We start from the raw sequence: 17,427 nt of genomic DNA, 5'->3' as shown, positions 1-17,427 counted from the left end.
TCTATTTACAGATAGTTAACACAAAAAATAGCGTGATTATTTTTACTTAAAGTGTGAATTGGACACGTCCCCCCTCGCCAGTAGTGGATTGCAGTTGAGGTTGCTAAAGCTATAAACAAAGTCGCAATAGAAAAGCCTTATTCATTAAACAGTGAATGCCCTATCAGAAACACTTACGTTTACATCTTCAATTATTTTTTAAAATCGCAGCCAAAAAGAGATTCCAATCACATCTTTATCGGTTATAATCCGCGCCCATTGCGTTATATGTTGAAAAACGCAAACTAATTTTTAATAAATGAGTCTTTAAATAAACTTCCTTTTTGATAAGGCGTCCCAACTTTTGCGGCACATTTTGCGAAGAAGGCACACTTATCCTTATCGAAAGCGACAATTGAGAATAGAAATGAGCAAGATTGATAAAGCAATGCGCATCCTGATTGCAGGGTTCTGCATCAACCTCTGCCTAGGCATCCTATACGCTTGGAGTGTGTTCAATAAAGCCTTGGTCACAGAATCCGGATGGAGCGCAGCAGAAGCCTCTGCCCCTTACGCAACAGCAACAATCACTTTTTCTATTTGCCTTCTTGTTGCTGGTATTCTCCAAGATCGAATGGGACCTCGATTAATTCTCATCTTGGGCACAGTATTAACTGGTCTGGGGATGATCGCTTCTAGCTTTGTGAGCACGCCTATGATGCTCAACGTGACGTTTGGCGTCATCACAGGTGCGGGCATTGGCTTCGGTTACGCTTGTCTATCTCCTTCCGCAATGAAATGGTTCCACTCCTCTAAGAAAGGCATGGTCAATGGCATTATTGCCGCAGGCTTTGGCTTGGCGGCTATTTATCTTGCTCCTGTCACAGCGTCTTTAATTGACAGTATGGGTATACAAACCAGCTTCTTAGTTCTTGGTGTTGGTATTTTGGCAATTGCGGTACCTCTGGCTGCAACCATCAATAACCCACCTGCTGACTACACTCCAGCAGCGCCAAAATTAAAACCTGGCCAAGAACCGCAAGCCGTTAAAAGCAGCGAAGATTTGAGCTGGAAAGCCATGCTAAAAACGCCTCAGTTTTACTCGCTTTGGATCATGTACGCGTTTGCTGCGTCGGTTGGCCTAATGATCATCGGTAACATCACGACCATAGCAAGCGTGCAAGCGAATCTGCCAAACGCGGTCTATCTCGCCTCTATTTTAGCCGTATTCAATTCGGGCGGTCGCGTGGCTGCTGGTATACTTGCCGACAAGATTGGCGGTGTGCGGACGTTGTTGCTGGCATTTGTTCTACAAGGAATCAACATGGTTCTGTTCGCAACCTTTGACTCAGAGTTTACGCTGATCATCGGTACCGCGATCGCAGCGGTCGGATACGGTACCCTGCTTGCCGTCTTCCCGACACTGACTGCGGAGTTTTACGGACTGAAAAACTACGGCACAAACTATGGTGTACTTTACACAGCATGGGGAATTGGTGGTGCGATTGGCGCTGCGGTTGTTGGCTTCTCCATGACTAACGGAAATGCGTACAGTCTCGCCTATACTATTTCAGCAGCAATGATGGCCGTTTGTATTGTACTCGCGCTGATCACCAAACCACTTTCAGACGCAAAAGTCACTGAATTGAAAAACGCCTAAGCGTATTAGGTTAGTCTGCGTACGTATTGAGTTGACGTGAATACGGATTGAACGTAAGTATTAGTCAGTAAGCACGTTGATTTGTTGACGAAAAAGCTTACCCTAACAAGGGTAAGCTTTTTTAATTTTTGACGTATCAGATTATGAAACAAACCATCGACCTCGCTCCGGATTATTATCTGGATAACTTTTTCAAACTCATCCACCACGCAACAACGTGGTATAGTGATTTACTCTCTGAAGAAGAACATCAATGGATTTCCGAGTTTCGTCAGCTAGACAAGAAGTCGCAGTGCTTGTTGGTGCGCTTATTCAGTCGGAAAGGACGCTGGTTCCGTAGTGATAAGCTCAACTATCCGGAAATCCCTTCTATTACACGCGCACTCTCTACACTCAATACGTCTGGGTTTATTGAGCTCAACCCCGCTATGACTCACCAAGAGTTAGCGGCACAATTGCTCACGAAACCCGAAATCTTAACTCTCTTTTCTGAACAGCAAAAATCTTTAAAAAAAAATGACTTAGTAGAACGCTTACCAAATACTGAGTTCGAACAGTACGCGGTACTTCAATTCGACATCGTCAAGCTAAATTCAGCACACATGATTGATGTATTGTTGACCCTGTTTTTTGCCAATACACACCAAGATCTCAGTCAGTTCGTCCTTGATGATCTCGGTTTACATCAGTTCGAGACATACCAACTTAGCAAAGAATGTCGGTTCTTTGAATCTCGTTCTCAAGTCGATCTCCTCATTGAATTGAGCCAGATATCCGCTTTGTATTGGCAGTTCGATAGAAAAGAAAAAGCAAATCTCGATCTCCTTATCGCAGCCCTACCCGCGGCAACAGACCATGATTATGTCAATCGCAAACGTGAGCACATCATCAACGATATCGCTCGAGACTATGAACGTATCAATGAACTCAGTATTGCACTCACCCTTTTTGAACAAACCAAGCTAGCACCTAGCAGAGAACGTCGAGCGCGCATTTACGACAAGCTCGAACAAAACGATTTCTTTAGTGACACTGTCACTGAAATACTCACCACGCCATTGAATATTTCTGAGTTTGAAGTCGGACAGAAACTAGAACAACGCGTTAAACGTAAGCTAGGGGAAAAAGTCCCCAGAATACCCAAGCCAAAATGCAATGAGTATCACCTTGAACTGGATTTATCCCACCAGCGGGTCGAACTCGCTACCAAAACGTACTTTGAGCGCCTTGGGTGGACAGTATTCTACGCAGAAAATACATTACTCAACGCACTATTAGGGCTGACGATATGGGATGCTATTTTTGCCCCTATTGAAGGCGCCTTCATTAATGCTTATCAGCACCGCCCTCTAGATTTGTACCACTCGGATTTCGTAGATAAACGCAAGACATTGATTGATGAAGCAATGCAGCAATTGGTTCATGACCACACCACTCTACTCACTCGATATGACGACAAATACGGTATCAGTAATCCCTTAGTTCAATGGTCCTATGTGAGTAAAGAATTAGTGAGCATGTCACTCACGACTATTCCAATCTCACTGTTACTGTCACTGTTCAAAGTACAATTGAGCGACCTAAAGTTGTATCGTAATGGAATGCCAGATCTGATTATGTTTAAAGATGAGCAATTTGAGTGGATTGAAGTGAAAGGGCCCGGCGATAAACTCCAAGACAATCAGTGGCGTTGGATAAAAGAATTTCATCGCTTAAACGTGCCCTTTTCTGTGTGTTATATCAATCACAAGGCATCGCGCTAGCTGGTTAGGAGTAAACCAGAAAAGTACGCAAATCATGTTACTGATCAATTGGGTATGCCAACATTCTCTTCTGCTTTGACTAAACTTTATGTATCAAACCATATAGTGGAGTCTACTCATGGCGCAAAGACAGTTGCAAGTTGTGGTGACAGGTGGTCCGGGTGGAGGAAAAACCACCGCATTGGATTTATTTCGTCGAGAGCTCAAAGACCAAATCGTCGTCGTTCCCGAAGCTGCGACTTTGCTGTTCTCTGGTGGTGTCATGAGGTCAGGTACCGAGCCAGCGACAAAAATGGTGCAAAAAACCATTTTCCAGCTACAAAAAAATTTAGAAGACATTCATAGAATTCAATATCCCGATCGGTTACTGGTGTGTGACCGAGGTTCGTTAGACGGTCTCGCATACTGGCCTAACTCAGAAGAAGACTTTTTCGAACAAGTCAATTCAACCTTCGAAACCGAAATGTCACGCTATGATGCCGTGATATTTTTTGAAACGGCAGCATCTTCTGGGCAAGACATCAGCAGTAATAACCCAACTAGAAACGAGACGTTAGCAGAGGCGGCGAATCTGGATAAAAAGCTGCAAAAAATATGGTCGAGACATCCCCATTTTTACTTTGTTGGCAGTTCTGAGTCGTTTGTAAGAAAGATAATGTTTGGAATTATGACATTGGAAAACGTCATAAACCGTTACCCTGTTCCTTAAGGGCAGTGGTTTTTCGTCATGAAGCGTAATGTTAATCCTGAGCAGTATTATTAATCCCGAACTGTATTGCTATTCCCGAGCAGTATTGCTAATCACGGATAACCTCGGTCGTGAAGGTGTAAAGCTTGATATGGTTATGCCAATACGATTGCGGCCATCCACCCTTTTGCTTTAATGCAGTTACAAATTGCTCTGCTGTCGGCAATACTTCCCAAACCGAAGGCAAAAACACGGCATGGTGAAACTCGTCCTCGAGCAAAAGTCCATCTTTACTTGGACGAAGCTTCGCCAATAACGCGGGTTCACCCTCATTTTTCATCGGGATAAGATCAGACAGTATAGAAATATCCAAGCTCAAACCAGCACGATCCTCCGCAGAGAGGGGTAAAAAGCGCCGATCCCGAAATCCACTCGAGTAAGTGTTATGACATACGTTTAACCATAAAGGTTCGGTTGCCTCCAGGGATCCAATACAGCCCCGAAGTTGCTCATTTTGGTGTAATGTCACAAAGCACGCGGCAGGAACGAGTAACTCTGGCTCTGTGGGCTCTGGCGGCAACTGTAGCCCATGGCCTTTCAGCGCGTTATCCAGCACTCGCCAAGCCATTTCTAACAATGAGCGACGAGCTTGTTCATTTAACTTAATACAAGACAAAACTGGCATACCCAACCACTTGATCTAACGGTGAAGGTGCACGATTTTCATGGTGAGCCATCACGTCTCCGGAATTCGTGTACTCTACACAATCAATCAGCCACTGTTGCGTCTTAGCGTAGTCAAGCAGCCCATTAATCGCATGGCAACCACATGCTTGATTTGGGTGAATATGGCTATCAAACGCTAAAGCATGTTTGATGGTGTCCGCGTCAATATTGTTTGCCTCTTTATATGGGTGGTAATGGCTAAGGTCGCTGCTAACCACAATCAACGTGTCGGGATCTTGAACGATGGTTGCGAATATTTGGCTCACGTTACCGGGCTGAACTTGCCCGACTACGATCGGCAACAATGTGAAATCATCTAGGCAATATTGCAAAAAGGGAAGCTGAACTTCTAATGAGTGCTCCCAATGGTGCGCCCGATCCGACTCGATGACTAAGCCGAGTGACACCAGAGCATCCACACTCTGACGATCAATAGCAACCTCTCCCATCGGGGTAACAAACACATCGCTAGTTGGAACGGCACAACCATTAAGAGCAACACAATGGCTTGGACCGAGCAACACGACGTGTGAACACCGATGCTGGCTATGGCTTAGTATCCGATATGCCTTGGCTGCTACTTCTCCAGAATAAAAATAGCCTGCGTGAGGCACAATCAGTGCCTTTGGTGTCACAGAGAAAAGAGATTGCTGAGAAAAATAGCTGGCCAGTTGGCTTCTAAGCTCATTATCTGTTGCGGGATAAAATTTTCCAGCCACCGCGGGTTCTCGATATTTCATAACACACCTACAGTACCAACTATACTTTCAGTGTAGGTCATTCGAGGACGAATTCACTATGCGAACTACACCTCCGGATTATTTTCCAACTCAGTACTGGCACGCTCTTGCAGACGGCCGTGTTTGCTGCGATGTATGCCCACGCAAATGCACTCTTCGAGAAGGCAAGCGTGGAGCGTGTTTTGTTCGCATGCATAAGGAAGGAGAGATTGTACTCACCAGCTACGGTCGGTCGTCGGGTTTTTGTATTGATCCAATAGAAAAGAAGCCTCTCAACCATTTTTTCCCTGGCTCCAGTGTACTGAGCTTTGGTACTGCAGGGTGCAATCTAAGCTGCCAATTCTGCCAAAACTGGGATATCAGTAAATCTCGTGAGTTTGATACCTTATGTGACACTGCCATGCCAGAAGAATTAGCGAATACAGCACTCAAATATGGCTGTAAAAGTTTGGCCTTTACCTACAACGACCCCGTTGTATTTATGGAGTACGCTGTCGATGCAGCAGTCGCGGCCCATGCACTGGGGCTAAAGAGCGTTGCAGTGAGTGCTGGTTATATATGTGATGAGCCAAGAGAAGCATTCTACCGACATATGGATGCGGCAAACATCGACTTAAAAGGGTTTACTGAGCACTTCTACCACAAAATTTGCCATGGTCACTTACAACCCGTGCTTGATACCTTACTGTACGTGAAGCATGAAACGGATGTTTGGTTGGAGCTCACCACTCTGCTCATTCCCGGTGAAAACGACAGTGATGAAGAGCTCAACGCCATGTGTCAGTGGGTATTTGACAACTTAGGACCCGATGTTCCTATGCATTTCAGCGCCTTTCATCCTGACTTCAAAATGCTTAATAAAGAAAGAACACCGTTAACCACATTGCATCGAGCACGCCACATAGCACGCTCGCACGGCATACATTTTGTGTACTGTGGTAATGTTCATGATCCTGATTCTGACGCCACATACTGCCCAAATTGCGGTAGCCAAGTTATTGAGAGAGACTGGTATCAGCTTGGTGAGTATGCCCTGAATGAAGCCGGACAGTGCATACATTGTGGCCATAAAATTCCGGGACGATTCGCTAGCTCAAAAGAAAACTTTGGCGCTCGACGGATTCCCGTGTCGATACATCGTAGCTAACCACCCCTATGTCTGATTGGACCATACTGATTGAGATTATTTGGGTATAGTTGTCTAGCTTGTAGTATGTTAAAAATACACCAGAGATACCGTATCTCTTTAAAGGACAGCCTCTTTGTATATGAGTGAAAAGTAAATGCAGGCAACACCGCCATCAGCCACACAATCGACCCAACCTCCAATTAGAATCGGTTTTATTCTTCAGCCGCACTTCTCCTTAATGGCTTTCACTGCGGCGATGGATGTACTGATTACCGCAAATCTAGTGCATGAAACAGAATTGTTTCATATCCAAACTTTTGGTATTGATTCCCGTAAGGTGCTTAGCGATATCGGAATAGATATCGCAACCGATGCAACCGTTGCATCTTTGAATCTGCACAATAGGGGCGTGCTAGATTGGTTATTTGTTTGTGGAGGTTATCGTTGCAGCACTTCACCGTCTGCAGACTTGAGCGATTGTTTATCTTCTGCCCATAAGCAGCAGGTCAGCTTAGGAAGCATTTGGAACGGAACAGTTGCCTTAGCACATGCAGAGGTAATTGAAGATAAGACTGCTTGTGCCGTCCACCCAAACAGCCACCAGTTCATCCATACCACATTTCCCACATTGTCCCTGTCGACACACACTTATGAGGTCACAAACCAGAGTGCAAGTTGCGCGGGTCCAAACAGTGCCATGGAAATGATGCTCACTATTATTGAAGATCAATTTGATAAGACATTAGTACGTGCGGTAAGAGAAATTCTAAGCTGCGATCAAGCCTCCGAAGGGAGACAGGCGATTTTGCACACTAAGACGAGTAACAAGCGAACAATGGATGCGTTGGCTCGGCCAGAAGCGTTAGAGGACGCAATATCTCTGATGGAGGCGAATATTGAAGAACCCCTGACTCCAGATGAGCTCGCGCGTTTTTTAAATATGTCGCGAAGACAGTTAGAGCGGCTGTTCCAAACCCATTTAGACATTTCACCTTCACGGTATTATTTGAAGCTGCGTCTGCTGTTTGCCCATACCGAATTAGAAGAAAAAAGAGAGCCTATTATCCAGGTGGGCCTGAGCTGTGGCTTTGTCAGCAGCAGCCACTTTAGCAACTGTTTTAAAGACTATTTTGGTTATACGCCAAGTCAACTGCGTCAAAATATCAAGAATAATCCAGCGCACCATTTCTCTCGCAGCTAAAAGAACAGCAGTTACACTAAAAGAGCACGCACGCTAAAAGAACATTCACGCCAGAAGAACACTCGCGCTAAAAGAGCTCAAGCCGTTAGTAAAACACAAACGCTGAGCAAAAAAGATGAAGGCACAGATCACTCTGTGCCTTCTTGGCTTATCCCCGATTAAAGAATTGATATCTAGGGTCTGTTGACGTTTCGCGGTTAAATTTTGTTCGGATGGGGACGCCTAGTCAAAAGCCGTTTTAATCGCGGCGAGAGGTTTGTAGCCTAGTCATTCTAAGCAAAACACCTCTCAACAAAGAGTAAAACGCTTTTAGCGGGGGCGCCCAGCTCGAACCCTTCGGGCAGCGTTTGTGGCTCCTTTCTACTGCGTTATCGGCTTATCAGGTAGAGCAACTACATTTCAAAGCCTCTGCCTTGTATAAAGAACCCACAAACTGCTGCAAAAATCATCTCGAAACGTCAACAGACCCTAAGACGAGAGAAAGATATCAACACTCGATCACATTAACAGCTAAGCCACCTGTTGATGTTTCTTTGTATTTGTCTTGCATATCAAGACCAGTATCACGCATGGTTTTGATCACTTTATCAAGAGAGACGAAATGTTCTCCATCACCTCTCAACGCCATCTGAGCCGCATTAATGGCTTTCATTGCAGCAATCGCATTACGTTCGATGCAAGGCACTTGTACTAGCCCACCAACTGGGTCACAAGTTAATCCAAGGTTATGTTCCAATCCGATTTCTGCCGCATTTTCGATTTGCAGTGGATTACCACCAAGCACAGCACAAACACCCGCTGCCGCCATCGCGCAAGCGGAGCCAACTTCCCCCTGACACCCTACTTCAGCACCTGAGATAGAGGCATTTTTCTTACACAAAATACCAATGGCAGCCGCCGTCAGCAGAAAGTCGACGACTTGTTCGTCAGAACAATCAGGGGTAAATTCTTTAAAATACATTAATACCGCTGGAATGATCCCAGCAGCTCCATTTGTAGGAGCCGTAACCATACGACCACCAGCGGCATTTTCTTCATTAACCGCTAGTGCGTATAAGTTCACCCAATCCATACCACTTAACGTCGAGCTGATGACGTTTGGGTTTTGGCAATAAACCAAAGAATCGAATAATTTCTTTGCCCGCCTCTTCACATTGAGCCCACCAGGCAATACGCCTTCAGCACTCAGTCCATTGGAAATACAAGACTTCATCGCATGCCAAATAGTCAGCAAGCCATCTCTGATTTCTTGCTCTGTTCGCCATACTTTTTCGTTCTCCAACATCAATTCACTGATACTTAATTGATGTTGTTTGCACAACTCAAGCAGCTCTTCGCCACTATTAAAGTCATAAGGAAGTAACGCTTCCTCAGAAGTTAAACTCTCCGAATTGGCTTCTTTCTTATCGAGAATGAATCCACCACCTACCGAGAAGTAAATATTTCTATATAGCGTTTTACCTGCATCACCGATGGCTATTATTTCCATCGCATTTGGGTGATAAGGATGAACTTCACGTAAAAACTTCATGTCATTTTCCCAATCGAAGTGCACAAGTTTTTTACGTTTTAGCCACAGGTCACCACCTTGTTTTAACTCTTTGGTGATCACCGGTATCATCGTGGTATCAACAGTGTCAGGGAGCTCTCCCATCAGCCCTACCATCACCGCAGAATCAGTTCCATGGCCGACGCCTGTCGCGCTCAGTGACCCCATTAACTTGACGACAACTCGCTGCGTTTGATCGATAAGATCTAACTCATCAAGCTCATCAGAAAAACGTTTAGCTGCGACCATAGGTCCAACGGTATGAGAACTCGATGGCCCTACGCCAATTTTAAACAAATCAAAAACACTGATAGACATCCTTATCACTCCTATCAATGACTAAGAATAATAGTGCGAGTACCGGATAAAAATACCCGTTTCTCCACATGGTGTTTGACCGCATTAAACAAGGTAATACGCTCAACATCTTGGCCTTTTGCAATCAAGTCTTCTGGATAGTGGGCGTGCCCTACTTCTTGAAGACCCTGTGAAATGATCGGTCCTTCATCCAAATCATTGTTCACATAATGAGCCGTCGCACCGACCATCTTCACGCCTTTTTCCCAAGCCTGATGATAAGGACGCGCACCTTTAAAGCCAGGCAACAACGAATGGTGAATGTTAATCGCACGTCCGCTTAATCGCTCGCATAACCACGGAGACAGAATTTGCATGTAACGAGCAAGAACAACCAATTCGATGTCATACTCTTCGAGTAGGCGAACGATTTCTGCTTCTTGATCCGCCTTCGTTTCGGGCGTAATCGGCAAATGATGGTAAGGAATGCCATGCCACTTGGCCAACTCTTCTAAATCTGGGTGATTTGAGATGATTACTGGAACTTCGACATTCAACTGTCCTGTACGAAAGCGATAAAGTAAATCGTTCAAACAGTGATCGTATTTTGAAACCAAAATTGCCATGCGCATGCGGTGTCCGGATGCTGTGAGGTTCCATTCCATCGCAAAATCTTTCGCTCTGACACCAAACTCTGAATCAAATTGCTGAGGGTCAAAATCAGGTTCAGCAGGAATAAACTCAATACGAATAAAAAACTGCCCCGTAGCGCGATCATCAAATGATTGAATCTCATTGATATAGTGACCAACACTCGCCAGATAGCGCGTAACAACGTCTACCGTACCAGCGACACTTGGACAATGTGCGGTAAGGATCCAAGTTTGAGTTGAATTTTCCATAGTTCCCTCTACTCATGGTGTAGCCGGTACTTACCGTACCGGCTCGATAACAACCTAGTTAGGTTCAGTTTGCTTTCAGTTAGCATTAGCCAGTTGGCTATTTAGCAACGTCTATTTAGCGATGGACAAACCAAACTCTAAACTTGCATCTTGAATCCATAGCCATAAGTAGTCTGCAAAGCTACGGCGGACAACCAGCTCGAACTTATCTTCTTCCAAGCGACGAATGATCGCGCCACTTTTCGCAAAGATAGTGGAAACCACTTTGCCGACTGGGAACTCGTCGAGATGAACATCAATCGGTGTTGACTTTTTAAGTACATCAACAGCATGAGCGCCGGATAACTCTAAAATTGTCGAGCCACCACTGCCGTTAACCAACGAATAATGCCCTTTTACTTGCTCACGGAACGCAGTTTCCACATCAAATGCGGCTAGACCAGGCACGGTAATAAGCCATTCATCCGGAGATAACCAACGTGCGGTATACTCACCTTTTGACGTTGATGTTAATGGCTCCAATGGCAGCGAGAAACCTAGAATAGAAGACACCGTATCGATAATATCTTTGTTTTCTGGATTACAACGCAAAGTTAGGTGTCCCATCAGCTTTACTTCTTTCAAAATCACACCTTGGCGATCCGGTGGCATGCTTGCCAGTTTATCGAGATCAGCGTGATGCAAAGGAGACTCACCAAAAATCTCACCACCAGGGATTTGGTTCATCAGATCAACCAATGGTTGTGCATTTTCTTGTTCAATCAAAGTTGTATCAGACATGTTGGCGCTCTCCCTTTGGATCCAAAAATACAGTGCTGCAAATTTCCGCTTCAATCACGCTACCATCCGCTTGTGGATAGAAGACCTTCTCTCCCATTCGGTCCAAGCCACCTTTAACAAAGCCCATTGCGATACTGCGATTTAGGTTTGCACTCCAGTAACTTGAAGTAATGTGACCAACCATTGGTACAGGAATCGGCGCATTCGGATCGATCACACCCTGTGAGCCTTCTGGGATGACAACATTAGGGTCAATTGTTTTAAGGCCAACCAGCTGTTTACGGTTTTCTCTTACACAATCTTCACGAGCCATACCTCGCTTACCAATGAAGCTAAATGGTTTGCTGTTCGCAACACACCAACCCATACCTAGGTCGTACGGATGGACACTGCCATCGGTATCTTGACCAGCAATGATGAAACCTTTTTCTGCACGTAATATATGCATCGTTTCTGTGCCGTACGGCGTAAGATCGAATTTAGCGCCATGTTCGAACAGTTTTTTCCAAACATGTAAGCCGTAGTTAGCTTGCACATTGATTTCGAAAGACAGTTCACCTGTGAATGAAATTCGGAATATACGAGCTGGTACACCAGCAACCGTCGCTTGTTTCCAATCCATAAACGCAAAATTTTCTTTGCTTAAGTCACAATCGGTCAGCTCTTGAAGCAGTTTGCGGCTGTTTGGTCCAGAAATTGTCGCGGTTGCCCAGTGATCCGTCACAGATGTGAAATACACTTCAAGCTCTGGCCACTCTGTTTGATGGTACAGTTCCAACCACTCAAGAACACGGGCTGCACCACCTGTTGTGGTCGTCATCAAGAAGTGGTTCTCTGCGAGACAAGACGTTACGCCATCGTCGAATACCATTCCGTCTTCGCCACACATTAAGCCGTAGCGACACTTACCGACTGCAAGTTTGGCCCAAGCATTACTGTAGATACGACCTAAGAATTCACGAGCGTCTTTACCTTGAATATCAATCTTACCGAGCGTTGAGGCATCAAGAATACCGACAGAATTACGTACCGCCAGACATTCACGATCCAGGGTCTGTTGCATGGTTTCGCCAGATTTAGGGAAGTACCATGGACGTTTCCATTGACCTACATCTTCAAACTCTGCGCTATTGTCTAAATGCCACTGGTGCATTGCAGTGTAACGCTTAGGATCGAACAGCTCTTGACAGTGACGTCCCGCTATTGCACCGAAAGTAACCGGCGTGTAGTTCGGACGGAAGATCGTTGTGCCTGTTTCAGGAATCGACTTATTCAACGCGTTCGCAGCGATTGCCATACCGTTGATGTTGCCCAGTTTACCTTGGTCAGTACCAAAGCCCATGGCGGTATAACGCTTAACATGCTCGATAGACTCAAAACCTTCACGACAAGCTAACTCGATACCTGCAGCGGTTACATCGTTTTGGAAATCAACAAATTGTTTTGGTGCTTTCGATGTCTTTTTCGGATGTGGAATATGGAACAATGCCATTGGTTTTGCTACCGAAACGTCATCAGTCGTTGGCAACGTAACATCCACTGCACTTAGGCCAAGCTCTTGAATCGCTTTGTTGCCCGCTTCAATGCCCTCTTGCATCGCGCCTTTGGTTGTAAAGTTGCCATTGATTGCACCAGCGATAAGCTGCTTCTGCTTTGTTTCGCCAGGAACAAAACCAATCACTTCTTCGTTCCATACTGGGCGGCTGCCTGTATGACAAGAAAGGTGCACGGCTGGGCTGTAGCCACCAGACGTTGCAACAGTATCGACTTGTAATGTCTCGCTCGAACCTTCGACTTTCTTGCCGGTTGCATCAAGCTTATTGATACGTACACCAGTCACGCGCTTGCTGCCTGTTGCTTCAATAATCGCAGCGCCTTTGATGACACGAATCCCTGCTTTAATCACACGCTGAATGAGTTCGCTGTCTGCATTTACACGTGTATCCACAACCGCACTCACCGTACGTCCAGCTTCGTGCCAATCCAGCGCTGTCTGATAACCGCTGTCATTAGTTGTCATTACAGCAAGCTTTTCGCCCGGAACGACAGCGTAACGGTTAATGTACGTAGATACTGCACTACATAGCATGCTGCCTGGCAAATCATTGTTACCAAAGACAAGTGGACGCTCATGCGACCCTGAGGCCAATACAACCCACTTAGCTCGAACTCGGTGAAGACGCTGACGAGCAGTATGTTTTGGAGCTAAATCCATAATGTGATCAGTGCAACGCTCATGAATCGTCAAGAAGTTATGATCGTGGTAACCGTTCACGGTTGAACGTGGTAAAAGCATCACTTCTGGACATGATTTTAGCTCAGTGAGAACCTCTTTCACCCACTCTGTTGCAGGCTGATTATCAACTTTTTCCTTAGTGTTGAGTAGGTTACCACCCATCTCGCTCTGCTCATCGGCAAGAATAACGCGTGCACCACTGCGTGCAGCAGTCAATGCAGCCATTAAACCAGCAGGGCCGGCACCAACAACAAGTACATCGCAATGCTGGTTAAGGTTTTCGTAACGGTCTGGGTCGTTCTCTAATGGTGAACGGCCTAAGCCCGCAGCACTACGAATGTATTTTTCGTAGGTTTCCCACATGGATTTAGGGTACATAAAGGTTTTGTAGTAAAACCCTGGCGGCATCATCGAACCACCGACTTTACCGACCAGTCCCATAAAGTCGTTATCAACGTTCGGCCAGCCGTTAGTTGATTGACACACTAGCCCGTCATAGAGCTCTTGTTGAGTCGCACGGATGTTAGGAACTTGAGTTGCTTCTGTCGCACCAAGCTGGAAGATTGCATTCGGCTCTTCTGCCCCTGCCGCGATGATGCCCCGTGGACGGCTATATTTAAAACTACGACCAACAACATCCACGCCGTTTGCGAGTAGTGCTGAAGCCAGTGTGTCACCAGTGTGACCTTGGTATGACTTACCATTGAATTCAAAAGTGATCGACTTGGACTGATCGACTCGACTTTGTGATGAAATACGATTTACTTGTGTCATCCTTAACACTCCTTACTCTGCAGCCAGTGAAGGTTGCTCTCCGATCTTGTAGACTTCTTTAATTTCGTAAGTCTGTGTGTCGCGTGTCATATTAAAGAACTTGCGACACCCCGCTGAGTGCACCCACATCTCATGGTGAAGACCACGTGGGTTTTTACGGAAGAATAAGTATTGGCCCCATTCTTCATCAGTACAGCTGTCTGCATCTACCGGACGTGTAATGTGAGCCTGTCCTTTGGCATGAAATTCTTCTTCTTCGCGATACTCACAGCAGTGAGGGCAATAAATCAGAAACATAATTCTTCTCCTGTTAGTGCGCTACGCCCGCAGCACCGTGTTCATCGATCAATGCACCATTGTTGAAACGGAACATTGAGAAAGGTGCTGCAAGTTCGTGCATTTCACCTTTAGCCAAGCTCGCAGCAAATACATTGCCAGATCCAGGGGTTGCTTTAAATCCACCGGTACCCCAACCACAGTTGAAGAATAAGTTTTCAACTGGTGTTTTCGTCATAATCGGACATGCATCAGCAGTGGTGTCAACGATACCGCCCCATTGACGGTTCATGCGTACTCGAGAGAAAATTGGGAACATCTCAACGATCGCCTGTACCGTATGTTCGATAGTGGAATAAGAGCCACGTTGACCGTAACCGTTATAACCATCGATACCAGCACCAATAACCAAATCACCTTTGTCTGATTGACTCACGTAACCGTGTACGTGGTTTGACATGACGACCGTATCTAGAATTGGTTTAATTGGCTCAGATACCAACGCTTGCAGAGGGTGAGATTCCAATGGCATTTCAAAACCCGCCATTTTTGCTAACACGCCAGAGTTACCTGCAACCACACAACCTACTTTGTCAGCCTTGATTTCACCGTAGCGGTTCGTTTTCACACCAACAATAGCACCGTCTTCGATGATCATGTCGACCACTTCAGTTTGTTGGATAAGGTCAACACCCATGCTGTCAGCGCCACGAGCGAAGCCCCACGCTACCGCATCGTGTCGAGCGACCCCTGCGTTTGCCTGCCAAGATGCACCAAGAATTGGGTAACGAGTGTTCGCAGAACAGTCCATGTGCGGAACCAGTTCTTTTACTTGTTGTGTGTCAAGCACTTCACCTTGGATGCCATTTAGACGGTTCGCTGCAACGCGACGCTCGATGTCACGCATGTCTTGTAACGTGTGGCCTAAGTTGAGACAGCCACGTCGAGAGAACATCACGTTGTAGTTGAGGTCTTGTGACAAGCCATCCCACAACTTCAGTGAATGTTCATACAGAAATGCAGCTTCATCCCATAAATAGTTAGAACGAACGATGGTTGTATTACGAGCTGTATTACCGCCACCTAAATAACCTTTTTCGATAACCGCAACGTTAGTAATCCCGTGCTCTTTCGCTAGATAGTAAGCCGTCGCCAAACCGTGACCGCCACCACCAATGATGATCACATCATATTTCTTTTTCGGAGTAGGATTGCGCCAAACACTTTGCCAGTTTTCATGGTGAGATAATGAGTGTTTAAGTAGACCAAAACCAGAATAATGCTGCATTTGTCTGTTCCTTCATTTCAGCTAAAACAAAATATCTTCTGCTATTTTTAGTACGCAGGTGATTGTTAGTACCCAGGTTATTGGTATGCAGGGAAATCACGACAGAGTGACTTAACCTTGCCTCCTACTAGTTCAATCGTACTTGCTAGCGCTTGAGGGTCATCAAGTACATCAAGAATGTCGGCAATCCAACCAGCTAACATTTCACACTCAGACTCACCAAAGTTACGTGTAGTAATTACGGGCGTACCGATACGTAGGCCTGAAGTGACGAATGGCGATTGTGGATCATCCGGTACCGCATTTTTGTTCACGGTAATGCCAGCCAAACCCAGTGCTGCATCAGCTGCTTTACCCGTCAGTTTTTGGCGAATTAGGCTAAGCAAAAATAGGTGGTTGTCTGTACCGCCAGAGACAACATCAAAACCACGCTCAATAAAGACTTTCGCCATTGCTTGTGCGTTAACCACGACTTGTTTCTGATATTCAGCAAATTCTGGCTCTAACGCCTCTTTAAACGCCACTGCTTTTGCTGCAATTACGTGCATCAATGGGCCACCTTGACCACCAGGGAAAACAGCAGAATTGATCTTTTTCTCTAGCTCTGCGTCGCGAGAAACAATCAAACCACCGCGAGGACCGCGTAGAGTTTTATGAGTCGTTGTGGTGACGACATCCGCAAAAGGGACTGGGCTTGGGTAAACGCCTGCAGCAACCAAACCTGCGACGTGTGCCATATCAACAAATAGGTAAGCTCCAACTTTGTCGGCGATATCGCGGAAACGTTGCCAATCAACCACTCGAGAATATGCCGAGAAACCAGCGACAATCATTTTTGGTTTGTGCTCTAGCGCCAATTGTTCTACTTGCTCGTAGTCAATTTCACCCGTTTCAGCATTTAGACCATACTGAACCGCGTTATAAATTTTTCCTGAAAAGTTAACATGGGAACCATGCGTCAAGTGACCACCGTGAGCAAGACTCATACCTAACACAGTGTCACCCGGTTCACATAAAGCCATGTAAACGGCAGCGTTTGCTTGAGAGCCAGAGTGTGGCTGTACGTTGGCATATTCCGCACCAAACAGCTGTTTTGCTCGTTCGATCGCCAGAACTTCCACATCATCAACGTATTTACAGCCGCCGTAGTAGCGTTTTGCTGGGTAGCCTTCCGCATACTTGTTGGTTAATTTTGTGCCTTGCGCTTGCATAACGCGAGGGCTGGTGTAGTTCTCAGACGCAATCAACTCGATGTGATCTTCTTGTCTCTCTTCTTCTTTTACAATCGCCGCCCACAACTCATTGTCGTACGTTTCGATATTTTGGTTTTTGTTAAACATATCTTCTCCTTGAAACTTATTTCCCTTGAAGGTTTACGGCACGACAACGAATTTAAATCGTTACGAATGAAACCTAATCGACAACTCAATAGTAATTAA

Annotated in this window: 14 protein-coding genes; 5 read left to right on the top strand and 9 right to left on the bottom strand. The window is 45.6% G+C overall.

Annotated features, from left to right (window positions below; translation table 11 throughout):
* Positions 1-406 precede the first annotated feature (406 nt).
* The 3 genes from ONE56_RS15975 to ONE56_RS15965 all read left to right on the top strand — a co-directional run bounded on the left by ONE56_RS15975 (position 407) and on the right by ONE56_RS15965 (position 4,111).
* Positions 407-1,639 (top strand): L-lactate MFS transporter, encoded by a 1,233-nt coding sequence (locus ONE56_RS15975; protein WP_423841039.1) that lies wholly within the window; start codon positions 407-409, stop codon positions 1,637-1,639.
* 143 nt (positions 1,640-1,782) lie between these two features.
* Positions 1,783-3,402, top strand: a complete 1,620-nt coding sequence (locus tag ONE56_RS15970) for a VRR-NUC domain-containing protein (protein WP_423841038.1) — start codon at positions 1,783-1,785, stop codon at positions 3,400-3,402.
* 118 nt (positions 3,403-3,520) lie between these two features.
* Positions 3,521-4,111: an AAA family ATPase gene (locus ONE56_RS15965; protein WP_331438922.1), complete on the top strand. Its 591-nt coding sequence runs from the start codon at positions 3,521-3,523 to the stop codon at positions 4,109-4,111.
* Between the two features lie 88 nt (positions 4,112-4,199).
* Here the strand turns inward: ONE56_RS15965 and amrA are convergent, their stop codons facing one another.
* Both amrA and amrB read right to left on the bottom strand, forming a co-directional pair.
* Entirely contained in the window at positions 4,200-4,775 is a 576-nt protein-coding gene (amrA, locus tag ONE56_RS15960) for an AmmeMemoRadiSam system protein A (protein WP_423841037.1), read from the bottom strand.
* Entirely contained in the window at positions 4,753-5,556 is an 804-nt protein-coding gene (amrB, locus tag ONE56_RS15955) for an AmmeMemoRadiSam system protein B (protein ID WP_041154565.1), read from the bottom strand. Before amrB ends, amrA begins: the two co-directional genes overlap by 23 nt.
* A gap of 58 nt (positions 5,557-5,614) precedes the next feature.
* Between amrB and amrS the strand changes: the two genes are divergently transcribed.
* Both amrS and ONE56_RS15945 read left to right on the top strand, forming a co-directional pair.
* Complete coding sequence (gene amrS / locus ONE56_RS15950) at positions 5,615-6,703, top strand: AmmeMemoRadiSam system radical SAM enzyme (RefSeq protein WP_423841036.1); 1,089 nt, start codon at positions 5,615-5,617, stop codon at positions 6,701-6,703.
* 136 nt (positions 6,704-6,839) lie between these two features.
* Positions 6,840-7,886, top strand: a complete 1,047-nt coding sequence (locus tag ONE56_RS15945; protein WP_423841035.1) for a GlxA family transcriptional regulator — start codon at positions 6,840-6,842, stop codon at positions 7,884-7,886.
* A 487-nt stretch (positions 7,887-8,373) separates the two neighbouring features.
* On the opposite strand, the gene ONE56_RS15940 is transcribed toward ONE56_RS15945, so the two are convergent.
* From ONE56_RS15940 to glyA, 7 genes are all read right to left on the bottom strand, one after another.
* The gene (locus ONE56_RS15940) at positions 8,374-9,753 is read right to left on the bottom strand and encodes an L-serine ammonia-lyase (protein WP_331438848.1); all 1,380 of its coding nucleotides are present in this window, start codon (positions 9,751-9,753) and stop codon (positions 8,374-8,376) included.
* Positions 9,754-9,767: 14 nt separating this feature from the next.
* Positions 9,768-10,634 carry a formyltetrahydrofolate deformylase gene (gene purU / locus ONE56_RS15935; RefSeq protein ID WP_041154562.1) on the bottom strand — a complete coding sequence of 289 codons (867 nt, stop codon included), beginning with the start codon at positions 10,632-10,634 and terminating at the stop codon, positions 9,768-9,770.
* 111 nt (positions 10,635-10,745) lie between these two features.
* The gene (locus tag ONE56_RS15930; RefSeq protein WP_041154561.1) at positions 10,746-11,414 is read right to left on the bottom strand and encodes a sarcosine oxidase subunit gamma; all 669 of its coding nucleotides are present in this window, start codon (positions 11,412-11,414) and stop codon (positions 10,746-10,748) included.
* Positions 11,407-14,424 (bottom strand): sarcosine oxidase subunit alpha, encoded by a 3,018-nt coding sequence (locus ONE56_RS15925; protein WP_331438847.1) that lies wholly within the window; start codon positions 14,422-14,424, stop codon positions 11,407-11,409. Before ONE56_RS15925 ends, ONE56_RS15930 begins: the two co-directional genes overlap by 8 nt.
* 12 nt (positions 14,425-14,436) lie before the next feature.
* Positions 14,437-14,721, bottom strand: a complete 285-nt coding sequence (locus tag ONE56_RS15920) for a sarcosine oxidase subunit delta (RefSeq protein ID WP_041154559.1) — start codon at positions 14,719-14,721, stop codon at positions 14,437-14,439.
* 13 nt (positions 14,722-14,734) lie between these two features.
* Complete coding sequence (locus ONE56_RS15915; protein ID WP_041154558.1) at positions 14,735-15,988, bottom strand: sarcosine oxidase subunit beta family protein; 1,254 nt, start codon at positions 15,986-15,988, stop codon at positions 14,735-14,737.
* Positions 15,989-16,065: 77 nt separating this feature from the next.
* Positions 16,066-17,328 (bottom strand): serine hydroxymethyltransferase, encoded by a 1,263-nt coding sequence (gene glyA, locus ONE56_RS15910; protein ID WP_331438846.1) that lies wholly within the window; start codon positions 17,326-17,328, stop codon positions 16,066-16,068.
* Positions 17,329-17,427: the final 99 nt, after the last annotated feature.

Source organism: Vibrio mytili (assembly GCF_049563345.1).
Taxonomy (GTDB): domain Bacteria; phylum Pseudomonadota; class Gammaproteobacteria; order Enterobacterales; family Vibrionaceae; genus Vibrio; species Vibrio mytili.
This window is presented reverse-complemented; position numbering and strand designations above follow the sequence as displayed.